Origin of the sequence: Kitasatospora phosalacinea, assembly GCF_030268885.1 — a bacterium.
GTDB classification, from domain to species: domain Bacteria; phylum Actinomycetota; class Actinomycetes; order Streptomycetales; family Streptomycetaceae; genus Kitasatospora; species Kitasatospora phosalacinea_C.
Genome location: NZ_BSSA01000018.1, coordinates 26,201 through 44,729 on the forward strand (window position 1 = coordinate 26,201; position 18,529 = coordinate 44,729).

Annotated in this window: 18 protein-coding genes; 7 read left to right on the forward strand and 11 right to left on the reverse strand. The window is 75.8% G+C overall.

Going from position 1 to position 18,529, the window contains the following annotated elements; genetic code table 11:
- The first annotated feature begins 94 nt into the window (after positions 1-94).
- Positions 95-1,306 carry a hypothetical protein gene (locus QSK52_RS23900; RefSeq protein WP_285738189.1) on the forward strand — a complete coding sequence of 404 codons (1,212 nt, stop codon included), beginning with the start codon at positions 95-97 and terminating at the stop codon, positions 1,304-1,306.
- Between the two features lie 37 nt (positions 1,307-1,343).
- On the opposite strand, the gene QSK52_RS23905 is transcribed toward QSK52_RS23900, so the two are convergent.
- Complete coding sequence (locus tag QSK52_RS23905) at positions 1,344-1,835, reverse strand: GNAT family N-acetyltransferase (protein ID WP_285738190.1); 492 nt, start codon at positions 1,833-1,835, stop codon at positions 1,344-1,346.
- Positions 1,836-2,049: 214 nt separating this feature from the next.
- On the opposite strand from QSK52_RS23905, the gene QSK52_RS23910 reads away from it, so the two are divergent.
- The gene (locus QSK52_RS23910) at positions 2,050-2,901 is read left to right on the forward strand and encodes a chitosanase (RefSeq protein ID WP_285738191.1); all 852 of its coding nucleotides are present in this window, start codon (positions 2,050-2,052) and stop codon (positions 2,899-2,901) included.
- Between the two features lie 222 nt (positions 2,902-3,123).
- Positions 3,124-3,519, forward strand: coding sequence for a hypothetical protein (locus tag QSK52_RS23915; RefSeq protein ID WP_285738192.1), 396 nt, complete (start codon positions 3,124-3,126; stop codon positions 3,517-3,519).
- 22 nt (positions 3,520-3,541) lie between these two features.
- Here the strand turns inward: QSK52_RS23915 and QSK52_RS23920 are convergent, their stop codons facing one another.
- Together QSK52_RS23920 and QSK52_RS23925 are read right to left on the reverse strand one after the other, a co-directional pair.
- Positions 3,542-4,654: a hypothetical protein gene (locus tag QSK52_RS23920; RefSeq protein ID WP_285738193.1), complete on the reverse strand. Its 1,113-nt coding sequence runs from the start codon at positions 4,652-4,654 to the stop codon at positions 3,542-3,544.
- Between the two features lie 252 nt (positions 4,655-4,906).
- The gene (locus tag QSK52_RS23925) at positions 4,907-5,776 is read right to left on the reverse strand and encodes a 3-hydroxybutyryl-CoA dehydrogenase (protein ID WP_285738194.1); all 870 of its coding nucleotides are present in this window, start codon (positions 5,774-5,776) and stop codon (positions 4,907-4,909) included.
- Between the two features lie 238 nt (positions 5,777-6,014).
- On the opposite strand from QSK52_RS23925, the gene QSK52_RS23930 reads away from it, so the two are divergent.
- Positions 6,015-6,833 carry an SDR family NAD(P)-dependent oxidoreductase gene (locus QSK52_RS23930; protein WP_285738195.1) on the forward strand — a complete coding sequence of 273 codons (819 nt, stop codon included), beginning with the start codon at positions 6,015-6,017 and terminating at the stop codon, positions 6,831-6,833.
- Positions 6,834-6,874: 41 nt separating this feature from the next.
- On the opposite strand, the gene QSK52_RS23935 is transcribed toward QSK52_RS23930, so the two are convergent.
- The 3 genes from QSK52_RS23935 to QSK52_RS23945 form a co-directional block, all read right to left on the reverse strand.
- Positions 6,875-7,870 carry a ketopantoate reductase family protein gene (locus tag QSK52_RS23935; RefSeq protein ID WP_285738196.1) on the reverse strand — a complete coding sequence of 332 codons (996 nt, stop codon included), beginning with the start codon at positions 7,868-7,870 and terminating at the stop codon, positions 6,875-6,877.
- 61 nt (positions 7,871-7,931) lie between these two features.
- Entirely contained in the window at positions 7,932-8,789 is an 858-nt protein-coding gene (locus tag QSK52_RS23940; RefSeq protein WP_285738197.1) for a polysaccharide deacetylase family protein, read from the reverse strand.
- A gap of 169 nt (positions 8,790-8,958) precedes the next feature.
- Positions 8,959-9,858 (reverse strand): DMT family transporter, encoded by a 900-nt coding sequence (locus QSK52_RS23945; RefSeq protein ID WP_285738198.1) that lies wholly within the window; start codon positions 9,856-9,858, stop codon positions 8,959-8,961.
- Positions 9,859-10,086: 228 nt separating this feature from the next.
- Between QSK52_RS23945 and QSK52_RS23950 the strand changes: the two genes are divergently transcribed.
- The gene (locus QSK52_RS23950) at positions 10,087-11,508 is read left to right on the forward strand and encodes a PLP-dependent aminotransferase family protein (RefSeq protein ID WP_285738199.1); all 1,422 of its coding nucleotides are present in this window, start codon (positions 10,087-10,089) and stop codon (positions 11,506-11,508) included.
- 15 nt (positions 11,509-11,523) lie between these two features.
- Here QSK52_RS23950 and QSK52_RS23955 read toward each other — a convergent pair whose 3' ends face one another.
- The gene (locus QSK52_RS23955; protein WP_285738200.1) at positions 11,524-12,453 is read right to left on the reverse strand and encodes a rhomboid family intramembrane serine protease; all 930 of its coding nucleotides are present in this window, start codon (positions 12,451-12,453) and stop codon (positions 11,524-11,526) included.
- 181 nt (positions 12,454-12,634) lie between these two features.
- Positions 12,635-13,789, reverse strand: a complete 1,155-nt coding sequence (locus QSK52_RS23960) for a methyltransferase (protein WP_285738201.1) — start codon at positions 13,787-13,789, stop codon at positions 12,635-12,637.
- A gap of 66 nt (positions 13,790-13,855) precedes the next feature.
- On the opposite strand from QSK52_RS23960, the gene QSK52_RS23965 reads away from it, so the two are divergent.
- Complete coding sequence (locus QSK52_RS23965) at positions 13,856-14,824, forward strand: ADP-ribosylglycohydrolase family protein (protein ID WP_285738202.1); 969 nt, start codon at positions 13,856-13,858, stop codon at positions 14,822-14,824.
- A gap of 157 nt (positions 14,825-14,981) precedes the next feature.
- Here the strand turns inward: QSK52_RS23965 and QSK52_RS23970 are convergent, their stop codons facing one another.
- Complete coding sequence (locus tag QSK52_RS23970; RefSeq protein ID WP_285738203.1) at positions 14,982-15,368, reverse strand: VOC family protein; 387 nt, start codon at positions 15,366-15,368, stop codon at positions 14,982-14,984.
- A gap of 54 nt (positions 15,369-15,422) precedes the next feature.
- On the opposite strand from QSK52_RS23970, the gene QSK52_RS23975 reads away from it, so the two are divergent.
- A complete protein-coding gene (locus tag QSK52_RS23975) occupies positions 15,423-16,388 on the forward strand; it encodes a helix-turn-helix transcriptional regulator (RefSeq protein ID WP_285738204.1) in 966 nt (321 codons plus the stop codon).
- 18 nt (positions 16,389-16,406) lie between these two features.
- Here QSK52_RS23975 and QSK52_RS23980 read toward each other — a convergent pair whose 3' ends face one another.
- Positions 16,407-17,624 carry a beta-ketoacyl-[acyl-carrier-protein] synthase family protein gene (locus QSK52_RS23980; protein WP_285738205.1) on the reverse strand — a complete coding sequence of 406 codons (1,218 nt, stop codon included), beginning with the start codon at positions 17,622-17,624 and terminating at the stop codon, positions 16,407-16,409.
- Between the two features lie 170 nt (positions 17,625-17,794).
- Complete coding sequence (locus tag QSK52_RS23985) at positions 17,795-18,391, reverse strand: TetR/AcrR family transcriptional regulator (RefSeq protein WP_285738206.1); 597 nt, start codon at positions 18,389-18,391, stop codon at positions 17,795-17,797.
- Positions 18,392-18,529 lie beyond the last annotated feature (138 nt).

The following is an 18,529-nucleotide window of genomic DNA, read 5'->3' on the forward strand; positions in this document are numbered from 1 at the left end:
GGGGCGGGAACCCGTGCGGGGCGGGGCGTCGGGTGTGCTAGGTTCTCGCTGTCAGCCTTCGAACGCGCCCGCGGCAGCGTCGGAGGCTTTTTTCATGACTGGTCACGGATATCTGGCGCTGCTGCGGCAGCGGGAGTTCGCGGGGCTGTACGCAGGTTTCACGCTGCTGGCGGGGGCCGGGACGCTGTCCGGGTTCGCGCTGGGCGTGTTGGTGCAGGCGCGCACGGGGTCGCCGTTCCTGACGGCGGTGAGCATGTACGGGTCGTCGTTCGCGGCGGTGCTGGGCGCGCTGACGCTGATGTCGGCCGCCGACGGGGAGCGGCCGCGCCGGACGCTGGTGGCGCTGCACCTGCTGGCGCTGGCGGCGACCTCGGCGCAGGCGGTGCCGGGGCTGCCGCTGGCGGCGCGCTTCGGGCTGCTGCTGGCGGTCGGGTTCTTCCAGTCGCTCGGCACGGGGACGCGGATGGGCCTGCTGGCGGAGATCGTGCCGCCGGAGGGCTACGCGCTCGCCCGGTCGCTGATGAACGTCACCGCGGGCGGGGCGGCGGTGCTCGGCTTCGCGCTCGGCGGGGCGCTGCTGACGGTGCTGACGCCGTACCAACTGATGGGCGCGGCAGCGGTGTTGACGGCGCTGGCGGCGGCGGTGGTGGCGGCGACGGTGCGGGAGCGGTCGGTGCGGCCGCCGCGCCGGCCCGGGCTGCGGGAGACCTGGCGGGGCAACGTCGAGCTGCTGGGCCGCCCGGGGCGGCGGGCGCTGCTGCTGAACCTGTGGGTGCCCAACGGCCTGGTGGTGGGCTGCGAGGCGCTGTTCCTGCCGTACGCGCCGGGCGGCGCCGGGACGCTGCTGGCGGCGAGCGCGGCCGGGATGCTGGCGGGCGACCTGCTGGTGGGGCGGCTGCTGGACGCGGCCCGGCGGGCCCGGTGGGCGTACGGGCTGCGGCTGCTGCTGGCGGGCCCGTTCCTGCTGCTGGCGGCCCGGCCGCCGGGGTGGGCGGCGGTGCTGGCGGTGGGCGTGGCGGGCGTCGGGTTCGCGGCGACGCTGCCGCTGCAGGAGCGGCTGCTGGCGCTGACCCCGGCGGCCGGGCGGGGCCAGGTGCAGGGCGTGGAGTCGGCGGGCCGGATCGCCTGGCAGGGCGTGGGCGCGGCGCTGGCGGGGGGCCTGGCGCAGTGGGTGGAGGTGCGCTGGGCGATCGGGGCGCTGGCGGGGATCTCGCTGCTGGTGACCGTGCTCTCGCGCCCGGCGGTGGTGCGGGAGGGGCGGGCGGTGGCGGCGGCGGCGCGGCCGGTTACAGCGGGCGGGGCGTGACGTTCGGAGCAGGGCGGCGTTGTCCGGGGGCGGCCGGTTACAGCGGGCGGTGCATGACGTACAGGTCGACGTAGCCGAGGCGGGGGTGGTGGAAGCCCTCGGGGACGGTGCCGACGACGGCGAAGTCGAGGGAGCGGTAGAGGCCGACGGCCGGGGCGTTGGTGGCGACCACGGCGTTGAACTGCATGGCGCGGTAGCCCCGTTCGCGGGCCCAGCGCAGGGCCTCCAGGCACAGGGCGCGGCCGGTGCCGCGCCCGGCGTGCTCCGGGTCGACCATGAAGCTGGCGCTGGCGACGTGGGCGCCGTTGCCCGCCTGGTTGCGGTTCATCTTGGCGGTGCCGAGGACGGTGCCGGTGGTCTCGTCGACGGCGACCACGGTGCGGTCCGGCGCGGGCAGCATCCACCAGCCGCGGGCCTCGTCGGCCGTCAGGTCGGTCGGGTAGGTGAACGTCTCGCCCGCGGCGACGATGCGGTGGAAGAACGGCCAGACGGCGGCCCAGTCCTCGGGGGTGGTTTCGCGGATCTCCATCGCCCCCAGCATGGCCGTCGGCGGACCCGGTGGCCAGCGGTTTTCCGGGCGGCGGGGGTGGGGAGCGGGAGAGGGCGGGGCGGGGCGGCGGGAGCGGATCCGGTCGGACGTCTTGCGCCGGGGGTGATGCGGACGCTTCAATCTCGGTTAGGAAAGTTTCCTAACCCTCTGCTGCGGGCGCCCCCATGCCCGCAGCCGGCAGACGGAGCGTCAGATGCACCCCAGCAAGCACCGCACCGCCCGCACCGCCCGCACCGCCCTCGCGGTCCTGGTCGGCGTCCTCCCGCTGACCCTGGCCGCGGCCGGGACCGGACACGCCGCCGCGCCCGCCGCGCCCGCGGTGTCGGTGGCGTCCGTCGGGCTGGACGACCCGGCGAAGAAGGAGATCGCCATGGAGCTGGTCTCCTCGGCGGAGAACTCCTCGCTCGACTGGAAGGCCCAGTACAAGTACATCGAGGACATCGGCGACGGTCGCGGCTACACCGCGGGCATCATCGGCTTCTGTTCCGGCACCGGTGACATGCTCGAACTCGTCCAGCACTACACCGACCTGAAGCCCGGCAACGTCCTGGCCAAGTACCTGCCCGCGCTGAAGAAGGTCAACGGCACCGACTCGCACTCCGGCCTCGGCAGCGCCTTCGTCAACGACTGGAAGACCGCCGCCAAGGACTCCGTCTTCCAGCGGGCCCAGAACGACGAGCGCGACCGCGTCTACTTCAACCCCTCGGTCAAGCAGGCCAAGGCGGACGGGCTGCGCGCCCTGGGCCAGTTCATCTACTACGACGCCATCGTGATGCACGGCCCCGGCAGCAGCTCCGACAGCTTCGGCGGGATCCGCGCCGCCGCGATGAAGAAGGCCAAGACCCCCGCCCAGGGCGGCGACGAGGCCACCTACCTGAACGCCTTCCTGGACGCCCGGAAGGTGATCATGAAGCAGGAGGAGGCGCACGCCGACACCAGCCGGGTCGACACCGAGCAGCGGGTGTTCCTCAACGCGAAGAACTTCGACCTCAACCCGCCGCTGAAGTGGAAGGTCTACGGCGACCCGTACCAGATCAACGGCTGACCCCTCCCGCCACGGCCCGAACGGCCCGAGCGACCCGAACGGCCCGGCGCCCGCACGCGCCGGGCCGTTCGCCGTGCGACCCGCCGGGGGTGCGCATCGTTTGCTGACGTACCGTCAACACACTTGCTCCGCACGGTTATTACGGATCGGACACATTCCGGACGGGCGGCCCCGGCGGCTCGTAGCGTCGGCCACGACCCGTGTCCGGCCCGAGGGGAAACCATGCGCATCCGAGCGATCGCCACCGCCTGCCTGGTCGCCGCGCTGGTGCTGACGGCGACGGGCTGCGGGTCGGACGGGGACGGCCGGGCGCCCGGGGCGGAGGACGCCGGACGGGCCGCGTTCGGCGACGTCGAGGTGACCTCCTGCACGGTGGACGACCAACTGCAGTGGCCCTCGGCCACCGTCCGGATCACCAATCACACCGCCACCACCAGCAACTACGTGGTGCAGATCGCCTTCGAGGACGGCCAGGGCCGCCCGGTCACCGGGGGCGTGGCCGCCGCCACCGCCCTCCCGCCCGGCCAGGACGCCGTGGAGCAGGCCCAGGGCACCGCCGACCCGCACGGCCCGGTCAGCTGCCGGATCGCCGACATCGCCCGCTACGCCAGCCCCTGACGTCCCCCGGGCGACCGCTGGACTACCGCGCGGTCGCGGCGTGCGGCGCGCCGAGGGCCAGCATCCGGTGCATCACGGCGAGCGGGACGGCCGGGTTGCGGACGGCGTGCTCGGCCGTCCGCGGCTCCAGCAGCAGCGCCACCAGGTCCGCCACCGGCAGGACGGGGTTGGCCCGGGCGCGGTACCGCACCCCGGCGTCGGGGTCGGCGGCCAGCGCGGACACCGTCGCGGGGGAGAGGCGGCGGTCCTCGGCGGCGGCCCGGCGGACGGTCGGGTCCGGGTCGGCGGCGAGCCGTTCGACGTCCGCGGCGGTGGCCTTCGGGTCGTCCGGCACGAGGGCGCGCAGCAGCGGGTTCGGGTCGGCGGCGAAGCGCAGCAGGCCCGCGCGCGGGAAGTTCGGGTGGGAGCGCGGGCAGTCGGGGAACGAGAAGCTCCCCTTCCACCAGGAGGCCACCTCCAGCAGCATCCCGGCCGGGGCGTCCGCGCAGGACTCGGCCAGGAAGAGCCGCACCACCCGGTCCTCGTCGCGGGCCAGCAGCTCCGCCACGTCCGCGGGCAGCCGCGGCGCCCGGGCCACGCTGCGGCGCACCAGCAGCTTGGGCGAGGCCGCCAGCAGGCGCATCGCCGCGCCGTCGCCGTGCAGGGCGCCCACCCACCACAGCGCCGTCGTGAGGCTCTCCGGGGCGATGTCGGGCGCCGCGGCGGCCAGCGCCGTCAGCCCGGCGGCGGTGGCGGGCGGCCGGGCGTCCGGGCGGGGCGGCTCCGCGACGCCGCGGCCCCGCCGCCGTGCCGCCAGGCGCTGCTCGGCGAGCTCCGCGAACCGGCGGCGCAGTTCCGGTTCGGGGGTGGCCGCGACCAGGTGCTCCCACTGCTCCGGCGAGAGCCGGGCGGTCTCCGCCGCCCGGCGGCGGACCCGGAGCTCCGGGTGGGTGGCGGCGGCGTCCAGCACGGCGGCGGGCAGGTCCGGGCGGTACAGGCAGTCGGTCTCGTCGAGGTCCAGCAGGGCGAGCAGCACCTCCACCGGCGCCGCCCGGTTGGAGCCGAGGCCGGAGAGCCAGGTCAGGCCGAGTCGGCGGTCCACCGCGGGGGCCGCGAGCAGCGGCTCCCAGCCGGGGGCGAGGGGGGTCCGGGGCACCGGCCGAGACTACGGCCCGCGGGGGAGGGGCCGCGGGGCGGGGGGTCTTTCGGCGCGCCGCCGGTCGCTCGCGTCACGAAGTCGGAGCGTCGGCGGGGCGCCGGGCCGTCGTCGGCGGTCGGCCGTGCCGGGAGGGTGCGGAACTCCCCGGTTCCTCCCCGGAGTTCGCGATCGGTGAACCGTGGTGGCCGTGGTGACCGCGGTGGCCGTGGTGACCGCGGTGGGGGCCGGTCGGGCGGGGAGGAGGGTGGGTCAGGAGGCCGCGGTGTAGTCGTAGAAGCCGCGGCCGGACTTGCGGCCCAGCAGGCCCGCGTCGACCATCCGGGAGAGCAGCGGCGGGGCCGCGTACAGGGGCTCCTTGTACTCGTCGTACATCGACTCGGCGATCGAGACGATGGTGTCCAGGCCGATCAGGTCGCACAGGCGCAGCGGGCCCATCGGGTGGGCGCAGCCCGCCTCCATGCCCTTGTCGATGTCGGCGGCGGTGGCGACGCCGGACTCGAACATCCGGACGGCGGAGAGCAGGTAGGGGACGAGCAGGGCGTTGACCACGAAGCCGGCCCGGTCGCGGGCGCGGATCGGCTCCTTGCCGAGGACCTCGACGGCGAACTGCTCGGCGCGGGTGGTCGTCTCGGCGGAGGTGGTCAGGGTCGGGATGACCTCGACGAGCTTCTGCACCGGCGCCGGGTTGAAGAAGTGCAGGCCGATCACCTGCTCGGGGCGGCCGGTCGCGGCGGCGAGCTTCACGATCGGGATGGAGGAGGTGTTGGAGGCCAGGATGGCGTCGCGGCGGGTCACCGCCTGGTCCAGGGTCTGGAAGATCTTGACCTTGACGTCCTCGCGCTCGGCGACCGCCTCGACGACCAGGTCGCGGTCGTGGAAGTCGGCGAGGTCGGTGGTGAACGACAGCCGGGACAGCGCCGCGTCCCGGTCCTGCTCGGACAGCTTGCCGCGCCGCACCGCGGTCTCCAGGGAGTTGGTCAGCCGGGTGCGGCCCAGCTCCAGGGCCTCGCCGCCGGCCTCCGAGACCAGCACGTCCAGGCCGGAACGGGCGAAGACCTCGGCGATGCCCGACCCCATGAGGCCGCAGCCGACTACTCCGACGCGTGCGATGTCGCTCACTCAAATGCCCTTCGGGACGGAGCCGGGGATCACCCGGCCGGGTGTCGCGGACGCCGTGGTCCGCCCGGACGACGGTACTACCTGCCTTAACGCCCGTTCACATCGGTGCGTGCCGACGGAGGCGCGCCGGACGCTGGGCCGAACGGGTGAGTGTCGCCGGTGCGCTGCGTGCGCTCCCCCGTGCACCCCCGGGCCGGGACCACAATGCGGAGGTCCAGCCGGAGGAGGGAGCAGGCAGATGGGGACGGGATCACTCGCCGGGCAGGTCGGACTGGTCACCGGGGCCGGACGCGGCATCGGCCGCGAGATCGCCGTCGGGCTCGCCGCCGAGGGCATGGCCGTCGGCCTGATCGGCCGCACCCACGACAAGCTGACCGCCACCCTCAGGGAGTGCGTCCGGCACGGCGCCCGCGGCGTCGCCGTCACCGCCGACGTCACCCGTCCCGGCGCCGTCCGGGAGGCCGTCCGCTCGATCGAGCGCGACCTCGGCCCCGTCGACCTGCTGGTCAACAACGCCGGGCAGGTCGACCGCGCCGAGGTGCCGATCTGGGAGACCGACCCCGCCCAGTGGTGGCAGGTCGTCGAGACCAACCTGCGCGGCCCCTACAATCTGCTGCGCAACGTCCTGCCCGGCATGGTGCAGCGCCGCCGCGGCCGGGTGGTCAACCTCAACAGCGGCTTCGCGCTGCGCCCCGACGGCCGCTACACCGCCTACGCGACCTCCAAGGGCGCGCTGCTGAAGCTCTCCGACAACATCGCCGACTCGGTCGGCGAGCACGGCGTGGTGGTGCTCGACATCAGCCCCGGCGCGGTCGCCACCGAGATGACCGCGGGCATGGAGATGTTCCGGGACATGAAGGCCTGGGGCTCCATCCCGTACATGGTCGCCGTCACCGTCGACGCCGCCCGCGGCCGCTTCGACGGGCTGCACGGACGCTTCCTGCACGCCGGGCGCGACAACCTGGAGACCCTGGTCGCCTCCGCCGGCGCCATCCGCTCCGCCGACGCCCGCACGCTGCGGCTGCGCCCGTACGGGCCGGACGACCCGATGGCGTGACGCCCGCTCGGGGTCTGCGGGCGTCCGGGGTCCGCGGGGGCTCAGGGTTCGAGCAGGGCGGCCAGCTCGGCGTCCGGGAGGGAGCCCGCCGGGCGGCCCTCGCGGGCGAAGGCGGCGGCCAGGCGCTGCAGGGCCTCGTTGAGCGGCGTCGGCACGCCGTGCAGGCGGCCCAGCAGGACGACCTCGCCGTTCAGGTAGTCGGCCTCGATGTCGCCGGTGCCGCGCACCAGCGACTGCCAGGACGAACCGCCGCCGCGCACCGCGCCCTCCAGCGGCACCAGCGTGACCCGGTCGCCGCGCCGGACCTGCTGCTCCTCCTCGGACGGGTGGGTGATCCCGGCGGCCGCTAGCACCGCCCGCCCCTCCGCGCCGAGCTGCCGCCAGGCCCGCATCCGCAGCTCGCCGTCGATCGGACCGGCCACCGCCTCCAGCGCGTTGCCCAGGTTGCTCACCAGCTTCGCGTACTTCCAGGCCATCACGTCCGCGACGGCGTACCCGTCGAAGTGCGAGTCCTCCAGGTCGGCGGCGATCCGCTCGGCGGTCGCGTCCGTGCCGTGCGGGTAGCGGCCCAGGTGCAGGACGCCCGAGCGGGGCGAGCCCGCCGCCGAGACCGCGCCCGGCTCCAGGTGGGCGGACGGCAGCCACACGCACATCCCGTACACCCGGGCGAAGCGGCGCAGCGCCAGGCGCTCGTTCTCCACGCCGTTCTGCGCGCACACCAGCGGCAGCCGCTCGCCCGCCGTTCCGCCGCCCGCGACCGGGCGGGGCGCCCACGCGTCGAGCAGGGCCGCCGAGTGCTGGGTCTTCACCGCCAGCACCAGCACGTCGTCCGGCGTCAGTTCGACCTCCTCCGGGCCGCCGACCGCCGGGACCGGCAGCCGGTGGGTGCCGTCCGGGAGGGTCAACCGCAGGCCGTCGGCGCGCAGCGCCGCCAGGTGCGGGCCGCGGGCGACCAGCAGGACGTCGCGGCCGCTCCGGTGGAGCCGACCGCCGATGGTGCCGCCGACCGCGCCGGCGCCCAGGAGTATGTAACGCATGGGGTCGAGCATGCCACGTCCGGCAACCTGGCCGGTCGGGCGCAGAGGGCAACTGGACGGTTCAGGCGCAGAGTTCGGAGGCCGTCACCGCGTGCAGGCCCTGTTCCGCGAGGCCGTCCAGGATGGCGGGCAGCGCGGTCACCGTGCCCGGGTGCCCCATGTGCAGGGCGACCACCGAACCGGCGGCGGCCGCCTTCAGTACCCGGCGGGTCACCGTCTCCGCGCCCGGGTCCGCGTAGTCGCGCGGATCGACGTCGAAGGACAGCACGTGCGCGTAACCGACCTGCTGCGCCTGCTCCTTGACCATCGCGTTCGCGTACTGCGCCGCGGACGGCCGGAACCAGCGGCCGATCGAACCGGTCAGGCGCTGCAGCCGCTGCGCGCACTGCGCTATCTCCTCGTGGGCCTGCTCCGGGCGCATCGAGCAGATGTCCAGGTGGTTCTGGGTGTGGTTGCCCAACTCGTGCCCGCCGGACAGGATCCGCTGCGCGATCTGCGGCTGCTCGTCCAGCCAACTGCCCACCGCCAGCACGGTCAGCCGGGCGCCGCGCTGCTCGGCGGCCTCCAGCAGCGCGGTGGCGATCGCCGGATCGCCCTGGCCGTGGAAGGTCAGCGCCAACTGCGGCCTGCTGCGCGGGCCGGTCACCACCTCCAGCGGGGTGTCCGGGGCGAGCGGGGGCAGCGCGAACGGGGTGGGGGTGGGAGAGGGGGAGGGGGAGGGGGAGGGGGACGGGGAGGCGGCGGCGCTCGGGCCCGGCGACTCGGTCAGGTGCGCGGGCTGCGGACGGGCCGCCACCGAGGGGCCGCTCGTACCGCTGCCGTCGGAGGGGCCGCCGCACGCGGCGACGAGGCCGCCGGCGGCGCTCAACGCGGCCAGGCGGGAGGCGGAACGCAGAACACTGCGGCGGTCGACTGTCATCGCGGCCCAGCCTAAGCGGACGTTTCGGCGCGGCGGCAACGGGTGCGGCCCGGACGAGTGGCGGGGCGGTGCGGGGCAGGTGGTGCGGGGGGTGGTGTACGGAGGAGCAGTGGGCCGGGTGGTGCGCCGGGCGTGGACGGCGTGTCGGGGGACGGCGTCGGTCGGTGCGTCAGGCGGGGCGGGGAGCGGTGCGCCGGGTGGTGGCGCCGAAGAGCAGGGCGGCGGTGACCAGGGCGGCGCCGAGGAGCTGCGGCGGGGTGGGGGCGGTCGCGGTCAGGAGCGCGCCGGAGAGCGTCGCGGTGAGCGGGATCAGGCCGCCGAACAGGCCCGCGCGGTCCGCGGGGAGCACGGTCAGCGCGGAGTACCAGAGCAGGAACGCGCCGCAGGTCAGCACCGCGCCGAGGTACAGCAGGGCGAGCAGTTCCCCGTTGGTGGGCACCCGCAGCGCCGCCGGGGAGAACGCGGCCACCGCGGCGAACAGCGGCACCGCGAGCACCGTCGTGTACGCGGACACCCGGACCGGGCCCAGCCGCGGCAGCAGCGGGACGGCCAGCAGCGAGAAGGACGCCTCGCACAGCAGCGTCCCGGTCGCGAACAGCAGGCCGAGCGCGTCGCCGTGGCCGAAGCCCTGGGTGAGCGCCGCGCCGCACACCACCAGGGCCGCCGCCGCGAGCAGCCGCCCCGCCGGGCGGCGGCGGGCCAGCAGCGGACCGGCCACGCCCAGCAGCAGCGGGGTGCAGCCGACCACGCTGCCGACCACCGCCGGGTCGGTGTGCCGCAGGGCCGCGACCAGCAGCAGGTTGAACCCGAACAGGCCGGTGCCGGACAGCGCCAGCAGCAGGAGCAGTTCACGGCCGGTCGGGCGGTGCGCGAGCCGCGGGCGGCGGCGGGCCAGCGGCAGCAGGATCGCCGAGGCCAGGGCGTAGCGCAGGGCCTGGCCGCCCGCCACCGGGTAGGCGGCGAAGGCGGCGCTGACGCCGGTGGACACGCCGAGCAGGGACATCGCGGCGGCCGCGCGGGCGGAACCGGGCGGCAGGGTGGGGGCGGCGGTGGAGGTGGTGGTTGCCATGGGTGCGACGCTAGGAGCAGGGTGGTTCGGTTTCCAGGACCACTCGGGGGGTGCTGGAGAGGACCAATCGGAGCGGACGGGCCGAGGTGGCCCGCCTGCTGTCGCGGCGCGCAGCAGTTCGGCCTCCCGGTGGGCTCGGGCCGGCGGGATCGGGTCGGTGGGCTCGGGTCGGTGGGCTCGGGTCGGTGGGTTCGGGGCCTCGGACGGGCTGCGGGCGGAGGAGGGAAGGTGGGCGCGGTGCGGGAGTTGCTGGTCACGCTGGGGGACGGCGGCGGGGAGCTGGCCGGGCGGCTGACGCGGGAGTTGCGGGCGGCGGTGCGGGACGGCCGCCTGGTGGCGGGCGAGCGGCTGCCCGCGAGCCGGGCGCTGGCCGCCCAACTGGGCGTCTCGCGCGGGGTGGTGGTCGAGGCGTACGAGCAACTCGCCGCCGAGGGCTACCTGGTGGGGCGGCGGGGGTCGGGGACCAGGGTCGCGGACGGGGTGGCGGCCGAGCCGCCGCGGGCGGACGTCCGGGTGGCGGCGGCCGAGCCGCGCTACGACCTGAAGCCGGGCTCGCCCGACCTGGGGGCCTTCCCGCGGGCGGCCTGGGCGGCGGCGGTGCGGCGGGCGCTGCAGGGGGCCGCGAACCGGGACCTCGGGTACGGAGACCCGGCCGGACTGCCGCAGCTGCGAAGGGAGTTGGCGGCGTACCTGGGTCGGGTGCGGGCGGTGGCCGCACGGCCGGAGCGGGTGACGGTGGTCAGCGGGGTCGGGCAGGGGCTGGCGCTGCTCACGCAGGTGCTGGCCCGGCACGGGCGGCGGCGGATCGCGCTGGAGGACCCCGGCTCGCCCGGCACGCTGGAGCTGCTGCGCGCCCACGGCGTCGAGCCGGTCGGCGTACCGGTGGACCAGGAGGGCCTGGTGGTACGGGAGTTGGCGGCGAGCGGGGCGGAGGTGGTGCTGGTCACGCCCGCCCACCAGTACCCCACCGGGGTCGCGCTGTCGGCCCGCCGCCGTGGCGAACTCGCCGCCTGGGCAAGGGCCGGCGGGCTGGTGGTGGAGGACGACTACGACGCGGAGTTCCGCTACGACCGCGAACCGCTGGGCGCCGTGCAGGGGTTGGCGCCGGAACGGACGGTCTACCTGGGTTCGCTCAGCAAGACCCTGGCGCCCGGACTGCGGCTGGGCTGGGCGGTGCTGCCCGGGTGGCTCGCCGAGGACGTCCGGGAGGCCAAGCGGTACGCCGACCTCGGTACCGGCGCGGTCGACCAACTCGCCTTCGCCGCACTGCTGGAGAGCGGCGGCTACGACCGCCACCTGCGCGCCGTGCGCCCCCGCTACCGGGCCCGCCGCGACGCGCTGGTCGCCGCCCTGCGCGAGCACCTTCCGCCGGCCCGGCTGCACGGCGTCGCCGCCGGGTTGCACCTGTACGCCGAACTGCCGCCCGGCACGGGCGAGTCGGGGTTCGTCGAGGCGGCGCTGCGGCGCGGGGTGCGGGTCGCCGCCGTCGCCCCCGGGCGGCTCGGGCCGGGCCCGGCGGCGGTCACGCTCGGCTACGCCGGGCTCGCCGAGCAGCGGCTGCGCGAGGGGGCGGCGCTGCTCGGCGAGGCGTACCGGGAGGCGTACCGAGAGGTGGGGCGGGAGACGGGACGGGAGACGGGCCCGGGGTAGGGAGGCGGTCGTCCGTCAGGTGAGCGGGGGGACCCGGTCGGCGGCGATCACGACCACGACCGCCACCACGGTCAGCACCGCGAGCAGGTTGATCGACTGGACGAGCCCGCGCTGCTGCCGCGGCGCGTAGCCGAGGGCCGCGCCCGCGGCCAGGCCGGTGAGCAGGCCGCCCAGGTGGCCCTGCCAGGAGGTGAAGCTCATCGACAGCACCATCCACACCACGAAGGACACCATCAACTGGTTCCCGCCGAGCGGGTCGTAGCCCTGGCGGCGGCTCAGCACCCAGTACCCGCCGACCAGGCCGAAGATCGCGCCGGACGCGCCCAGCGACAGGCCGCCCGGGGCGAGCAGGTACTCCGTGGCGGCGGCGCCCAGCGCGGACAGCAGGTACAGCGCCAGGAAGCGCAGCACGCCGAGCCGGTCCTCGACCACCCGGCCGAGCATCCACAGCCAGTACAGGTTGCTCAGGATGTGCAGGACGCCGATCGGCGGCGCGGTCGGTTCGAGGTGGACGAACGCGTTGGTGATCAGCCGGTACCACTCGCCGTGCGCCACGCCCGACAGGTGGTAGACGTACGTGGCCGGGTCGGCGTCCTCCGGCACGAACACGCCGGAGCCCAGCATCGCGAACTGCTTGACCGTCTCCGGCCGGGCCAGTTCGACCAGGTACGCGGCCACGTTCAGCACGATCAGCACGATCGTCGCGTACGGGCGGCCGGTGATCCGGCCGCCGAACGCCGTGCGGGCCTGGCGGGTGCCCTGGCGGCCGGACTTGACGCACTCCACGCACTGGTAGCCGACCGCCGCCTCGCGCCGGCAGTCCGGGCAGACGTTGCGGTCGCAGCGGGTGCAGCGGACGTACGACTCCCGGCCGGAGTGCCGGAAGCAGACGGGCGCCGGTGCCTCGGGAGCGGTTGCTCCCGGGGCAGGCTGTGCGGTGTCCATGACAGTGCCTCCCCTGGCGGTGGTGCTCGACCGCGGAGGCGTCCACGGCGATGGTCCACAGCGAAACGGCGCTCACCCTAGAGCACCGCCGGGACAGTGCGTGCACCAGGGGAGCGCCCGGGGTTCCGGACGAGTGGTCCGGACCACGGCGGGGCGGTCGGCGGCGGGTGGGGGAGGGCGGTCAGCGGCGGGTGGCGCTCAGCACCGTGAACTTCGGACTGCCCGCCACGGTTCGACAGCCACCGAACAGTCGGCGCAGCGTGACGTGGTAGCCGAGGTGGCGGTTGCCGACCACCCGCAGTTCGCCGCCCGGGCGCAGGACACGGCGGGCGCCGGTGAACATGCGGTGGGCGATGGCGTTGGTGGTGGCCTGGTGCGAGTGGAACGGGGGGTTCAGCAGGACCAGGTCGGCGGAGGCGGTCGGAACGTCGGCCAGGGCGTCGCCGACCAGGAACTCGGCGGGGCGGTCCGGGCCCAGGTTGGTCCGGAAGGTCTCCTCGGCGGAGGCGACGGCCTGGAACGACTCGTCCAAGAAGAGGAGTTCGGCCCGCGGGTCGGCGAGCGCGGCCGCCGTGCCGACGATGCCGTTGCCGCAGCCCAGGTCGACCACCCGGCGCGCGGCGCCGGTCGGCTCCGGCAGGTGCTGGAGGAAGAAGCGGGTGCCGATGTCGAGGCGGTCCGCGCAGAACACGCCCGCCTGGTTGGCGACCTGGCGGCCCGACAGGACGCCGATGCCGTCCGGGAGCCGGTACCGCAGCGGCCACGGGTTGGCCGGGCGGGCGAGGTCCGGTGCCGGGGTGGTGTGGATCAGGCGGGCCTTGCGGACCGCCAGCGAGGTGCGGGTCGGGCCGAGCAGCCGCTCGAAGAGGTTCAGGGTGGAGGTGTGGATCTCGGTGACCATGCCGGTGCCCGCCACGACCGTGCCCTCGTGCACGGCCGGGGCCAGCCGGTGCAGCTGGTCCTCCAGCAGGGCCAGGCTCTTCGGGACGCGCACCAGCAGCACGTCGATCCGCGCCGGCGGGGCGTCCCGGGTGCTGCGGACCGCGACGGCGGACGGGGCGAGGCCGTTGCGGGCCAGGTTCGCGGCGGTCGCCCGCGAGGCCAGGTACGAGTCGGTGACCGCGGTCAGCGCGCCCGCCTTCGGGGCCAGCGCGGTCGACAGCGCGCCCCAGCGGTCGCCCAGGACGGTGACGGCCCCGTCCAGCGGCACCGCCTCCTCGTGCAGGTGCCGCAGCAGGTAGTCGTCGGCGGCGTCCCAGGCGCGCAGCTGCTCGCGCGGATCCTCCGGGAAACGGGCCAGCTCGAACTCGCCCCAGGCGGTGGTGAAACAGTTCATCGTGCCCCCAGGCTAGCGGAGGGCGGTGCGGTGACAGGTGGTGGCGACGTGACGACGGAGGGTGGCGTGGAGCGACGGGAACGGGTGGTCGGGGCGGTGCTCGGCTCGGCGGTCGGGGACGCGCTCGGCGCCCCCTTCGAGTTCGGCCCGGCCGGGGCGTTCGGGAAGCGCTTCCCCGGTGCGGCCGCGATGTGCGGTGGCGGTGGGTGGGAGGTCGGCGAGGCCACCGACGACACCCAGCTGGCCGTCCACCTCGGCGAATCGCTGCTGGCCGCGGGCGGACTCGACCTGCCCGAGATGTTCGGACGCTTCCGGGGGTGGGCGGCGGGCGATCCCAAGGACATCGGCATCCAGACCGAGATCGTGCTCGGCAGCGGACTGCCCTGGGATGTCGCCGCCGCGATCCATTTCCAGACCGAGGGCCGGGCCGCGGGCAACGGCGCCCTCATGCGGGCCGTCACCGGCGCCGTCCGGTTCGCCCCGCAAGGGCGCGAGGTGACGATGGACGCCGCCCGGCGGATCACCGCGCTCACCCACGGGGACGGCGCCGCCTGGGAGGGGACCGCGATCCTCCACGAGTTGCTGCGGGTCGCCCTCGACGGCGGCGACCCGCTGGCGGCGGTGCCGGAGACGCTCGCGCAGGTCCGGGCGGAGCACCGGGAACGCTGGGCCCGGGTGCTGGACGCGCACTGGCGGCCGGAGCAGGCGACCGAGGGCAACGGCGCCGTGTGGGCCTGCCTCGGCTCCGCGCTCTGGGCGCTGCGCACCACCGGCGGCTTTCCCGACGCGCTGCGGGCGGTCATCGACCTCGGCGGCGACACCGACACCACGGCCGCCGTCACCGGGGGCCTCGCGGGGGCGGTGTACGGGGCGGGCGCGATCCCGGACGCCTGGCTGGAGCCGCTGCACGTGCCGCTGCCGCCGAGTGAACGGGTACTGCGGGTGCGGGAGTTGACGGAGCTGGCGGTGCGACTGGACGCGGACGGGCGAGGGGCGGAATCAGGGCCCCGGGGAACGGCGGGCTCGGGCCGCTGACGGCCGGAGCCCATCGGGACGTCCGTGCTGCTTCCGGCCGTGGACGGAACCCGGAGCCGGTGCGCGCACCGGCAACGGGCGGTGAGCAGGCCCGTGCCCGCCGTTCCCCGGCCCCCCGCACGGGGCCCTCGTGGCGGGGCCCCGTGCGGCCGGGTGCTCAGGCCAGGGTGGTGAGGCAGAACGGGTGGCCGGAGGGGTCGAGGAGGACGCGCCAGCGGTCGGGGGAGGGCTGGGTGTCGGGCTCGGTGGCGCCCAGCTTGAGCATGCGGGCGGTGGCGGCCTCCAGGTCGTCGACGCTGAACTCGAGGTGGGCGCGCTTCTCCTCGGCGGGGTCGGGCCAGGTGGGGCGCCGGTAGTCGGCGATGCGGGAGAAGCCGAGGCCGGGAGCGCCCTCGCGGCCGATCAGGACGAAGTCCTCGCCGGAGTAGAGCGTCGGCAGGTCGAGGGCCTCGCCGTAGAAGCGGGCGAGTTCGGCCGGGTCGGGGCAGTCGAAGGTGACGGCGACGTAGCGGATCGCGGGCGTGGAGGCGTCGTTGGTGTCCATGGGGACGAGCCTAGGAGCCGACCAGGACAGGTTCGGTCCTGGTCGTGCGGGAGGATGGCGGACGTGCTCACCACGTCGGCGCGCCTGCTGCGCCTGGTCTCGTTGCTGGCCTCGCGGCCGTCCTGGACGTGCGGGGAACTCGCCGAGCGGATGGAGGTCACCGACCGCACGGTGCGCCGGGACGTCGCGCGGCTGCGGGAGCTCGGGTACGGGGTGGAGTCCGACCCGGGGCCCTGGGGCGGGTACCGGCTCAGCGGCGGTGCCCGCGCGCTGCCGCTGCTGCTGGACGACGAGGAGGCACTGGCGGTGGCGGTGGCGCTGCGCGGGGCCGCGTTCAGCGGGGTGCTGGGCAGCGACCAGGCCGCGCTGTCGGCGCTGCTGAAGCTGCAGCAGTCGCTGCCGCGGCGGGTCGCGGAGCGGCTCGCCGGGATGGACGCCACCTTCGTGCACGCGCACCGGCCCGGGGACCCGCAGATCGCCCCCGGGACGCTGCTGGAGCTGGCCGGGGCGTGCCGGGGCGGGGAGCGCGTCCGGCTGTCGTACCGCGACGGCGAGGGCCGGGACAGCGTCCGGGAGGTCGACCCGTACCGCCTGGTGCACAACGGGCGGCGCTGGTACTTCGTCGCGCTGGACGTGGCGCGGGGCGAGTGGCGGACCTTCCGGGCGGACCGGGTGGTGCAGGTGCGGGGGACGGGGCAGCCGGTGGCGGAGCAGGCCGAGCCGCCCGACCCGGCGCTGCTGGTCGCCCGCAACACCGGGACCGGCCGGTACCCGGTGTACGCGTCGGTGCGCTTCCCGGTGCCGCTGGAGGAGGCGCTGCGGCTGGTCCCGGCCAGCGTCGGCACGCACCGCCCGGACGGGCCAGGGGCCTGCGTGGTCGAGATCGGCGGGCCCGACGCGGAGGGGCTGGCCCGCTACCTGCTGGGGCTGGCCGTCCCGCTGCGGGTGCTGGGCCCGCAGGAGGTGCGGCAGGCGTTGCTGCGCCTCCTGCAGGACGTCGCGGAGGAGAACGGGGAGTGAGTCCCGTTCTCGTGCGGCTCAGGCGCGGGTGAGGACCAGGCTGGCGTTGTGGCCGCCGAAGCCGAAGGAGTTGGTCAGGGCGGCGGCGTGCGGGAGCGGGCCGGAGGCGGTGAGCAGGTTCAGCGGGAGGAACTCCGGGTCGGGGTCGGTGAGGTTGCGGACGGCCGGGGCGTACTGGTGGTGGAGGGCGTAGGCGGTGGCGAGGGCGGCCAGGGCCCCGGCGGCGCCGAAGAGGTGGCCGGTCATCGACTTGGTGGCGGTCACGGCGGGGCGGTGCGGGCCGAAGACGCGGGTGAGCGTCTCGGCCTCGGTGAGGTCGCCCTTGGGGGTGGAGGTGGCGTGCGCGTGGACCAGGCCGACGGCCTCGGGGGCCAGCCCGGCGTCGGCGAGGGCGCCGCGGACGGCGCGGGTCTGGCCGTCGGGGTGCCCGGCGGTGATGTGGTGGGCGTCGGAGGTGACGGCGGCGCCCGCGAGGGTGGCGTAGCGGCGGGCGCCGGGGCGCAGGCCCGCGCGTTCGAGGACGAGCACCGCGGCTCCCTCGGCGATGACGAAGCCGTCGCGTCCGGAGTCGAAGGGGCGGGAGGCGCGGGCCGGGTCGTCGTTGCGCAGGGAGTGCGCGCGGGCCTGGGCGAACCCGGCCAGCGGCAGGGGGTGCAGGCAGGCCTCGGTGCCGCCGGCCACGACCACGTCGGCGCGGCCGAGGCGGATCAGGTCGAGCCCGAGGGCGACGGCCTCGGCGCCGGAGGCGCAGGCGCTGACGGGGGTGTGGGCGCCGGCCCGGGCGCCGAGGTCGATGGAGACCCAGGCGGCGGGACCGTTGGCCATCAGCATCGGGACGGTGTGCGGGGAGACCTTGCGGACGCCGGAGCGCTCCAGGACGTCGTCCTGGTCGAGCATGGTGACCGCGCCGCCGGTGCCGGTGCCGATCACCACGGCCAGCCGCTCGCCCGCGACGTCCGGGCGTCCGGCGTCGGCCCAGGCCTCGCGGGCGGCGATCAGGGCGAGCTGCTCGCTGCGGTCGAGGCGGCGGGCCTCGACCCGGTCGAGGACCTCGGAGGGTTCGACGGCGAGCTGTCCGGCGATCCGGATCGGCAGGTCGGCGGCCCAGGGGCGGTCGAGGGCGCGGATGCCGTTGTGTCCTTCGCACATGGCCCGCCAGGTGGCGGGGGCGGTTCCGCCGAGCGGGGTGGTGGCCCCGAGGCCGGAGACCACGACGGTGTCGTATTCGGTGCGCATGGCGATACTCCCGTTGTGATGGCAGCACAATGATCGGGCTCTCCGGCGGTCGGCCGGACGATCCGATGTCGCCCACTCTGCCAAGGGAAACGGGTGCGGAAGGCTGCCGGGCGCGACCGAGTCGGGCATGGTGATCTTGTAGGTTTACTACAAGGCGAGCTGACGGGACGTCAGGGCAGGAGGGTGTGCGCCCGGGTCAGCAGGGCGGTCAGCGCGAGGTCGAAGGCGGCCTCGCTGCGCCCCGGTCCGGCGGCGCGCAGGGCCTCGGCGAGGCGGGGGGTGTCGGCGGTCGGGTCCCAGACCGTCTCGGGGGCGGCGAGGTCGAGCACCGAGCCGAGCACCAGGTTCTCCACGGCGGTCAGCAGCGGCATCGCGACGGGCGGCGGGAAACCGCTCTCCAGCAGCAGGGCGACGGCCCGCTCGTACTGGTCGAGCACCTCGGGGGCGGCCACCTGGCTGGTGGTCAGCAGCAGGACGGTGCGCGGGTGGGCGGCGAATGCGGCGCGGTAGGAGCGGGCCCACGCCTCCAGGGCGACGTCCCAGGGGCGCAGGTCGAGGGTGTCGAGGTCGATCGCGGCGGAGACCTGGACGCGCAGCAGTTCGACGATCCCGGCCCGCCCGTCCACGTGGTGGTAGACGGAGGCGGTCTGCACGCCGAGGCGGCGGGCGATCTGCGGGACGCTGAAGTCGCCGCTCTCGTCGACCAGGGCGAGCGCGGTCGCGCCGATCCTCGCCCGGTCGAGCAGGGCCTTGCTCGGTCGTCCCACCGGTGCCGTCCCCCGTCGCGTCCTGCCTGCGTGCCGCTCGCGTCCTGCCCGCGTGCTGCGCGCCCGCGGGCCGTGACCTCGGAATCCGGGTCTTCCCAGAGGGTAGTGCGCCGGGCTAGGGTGCGAAAACCATCAACC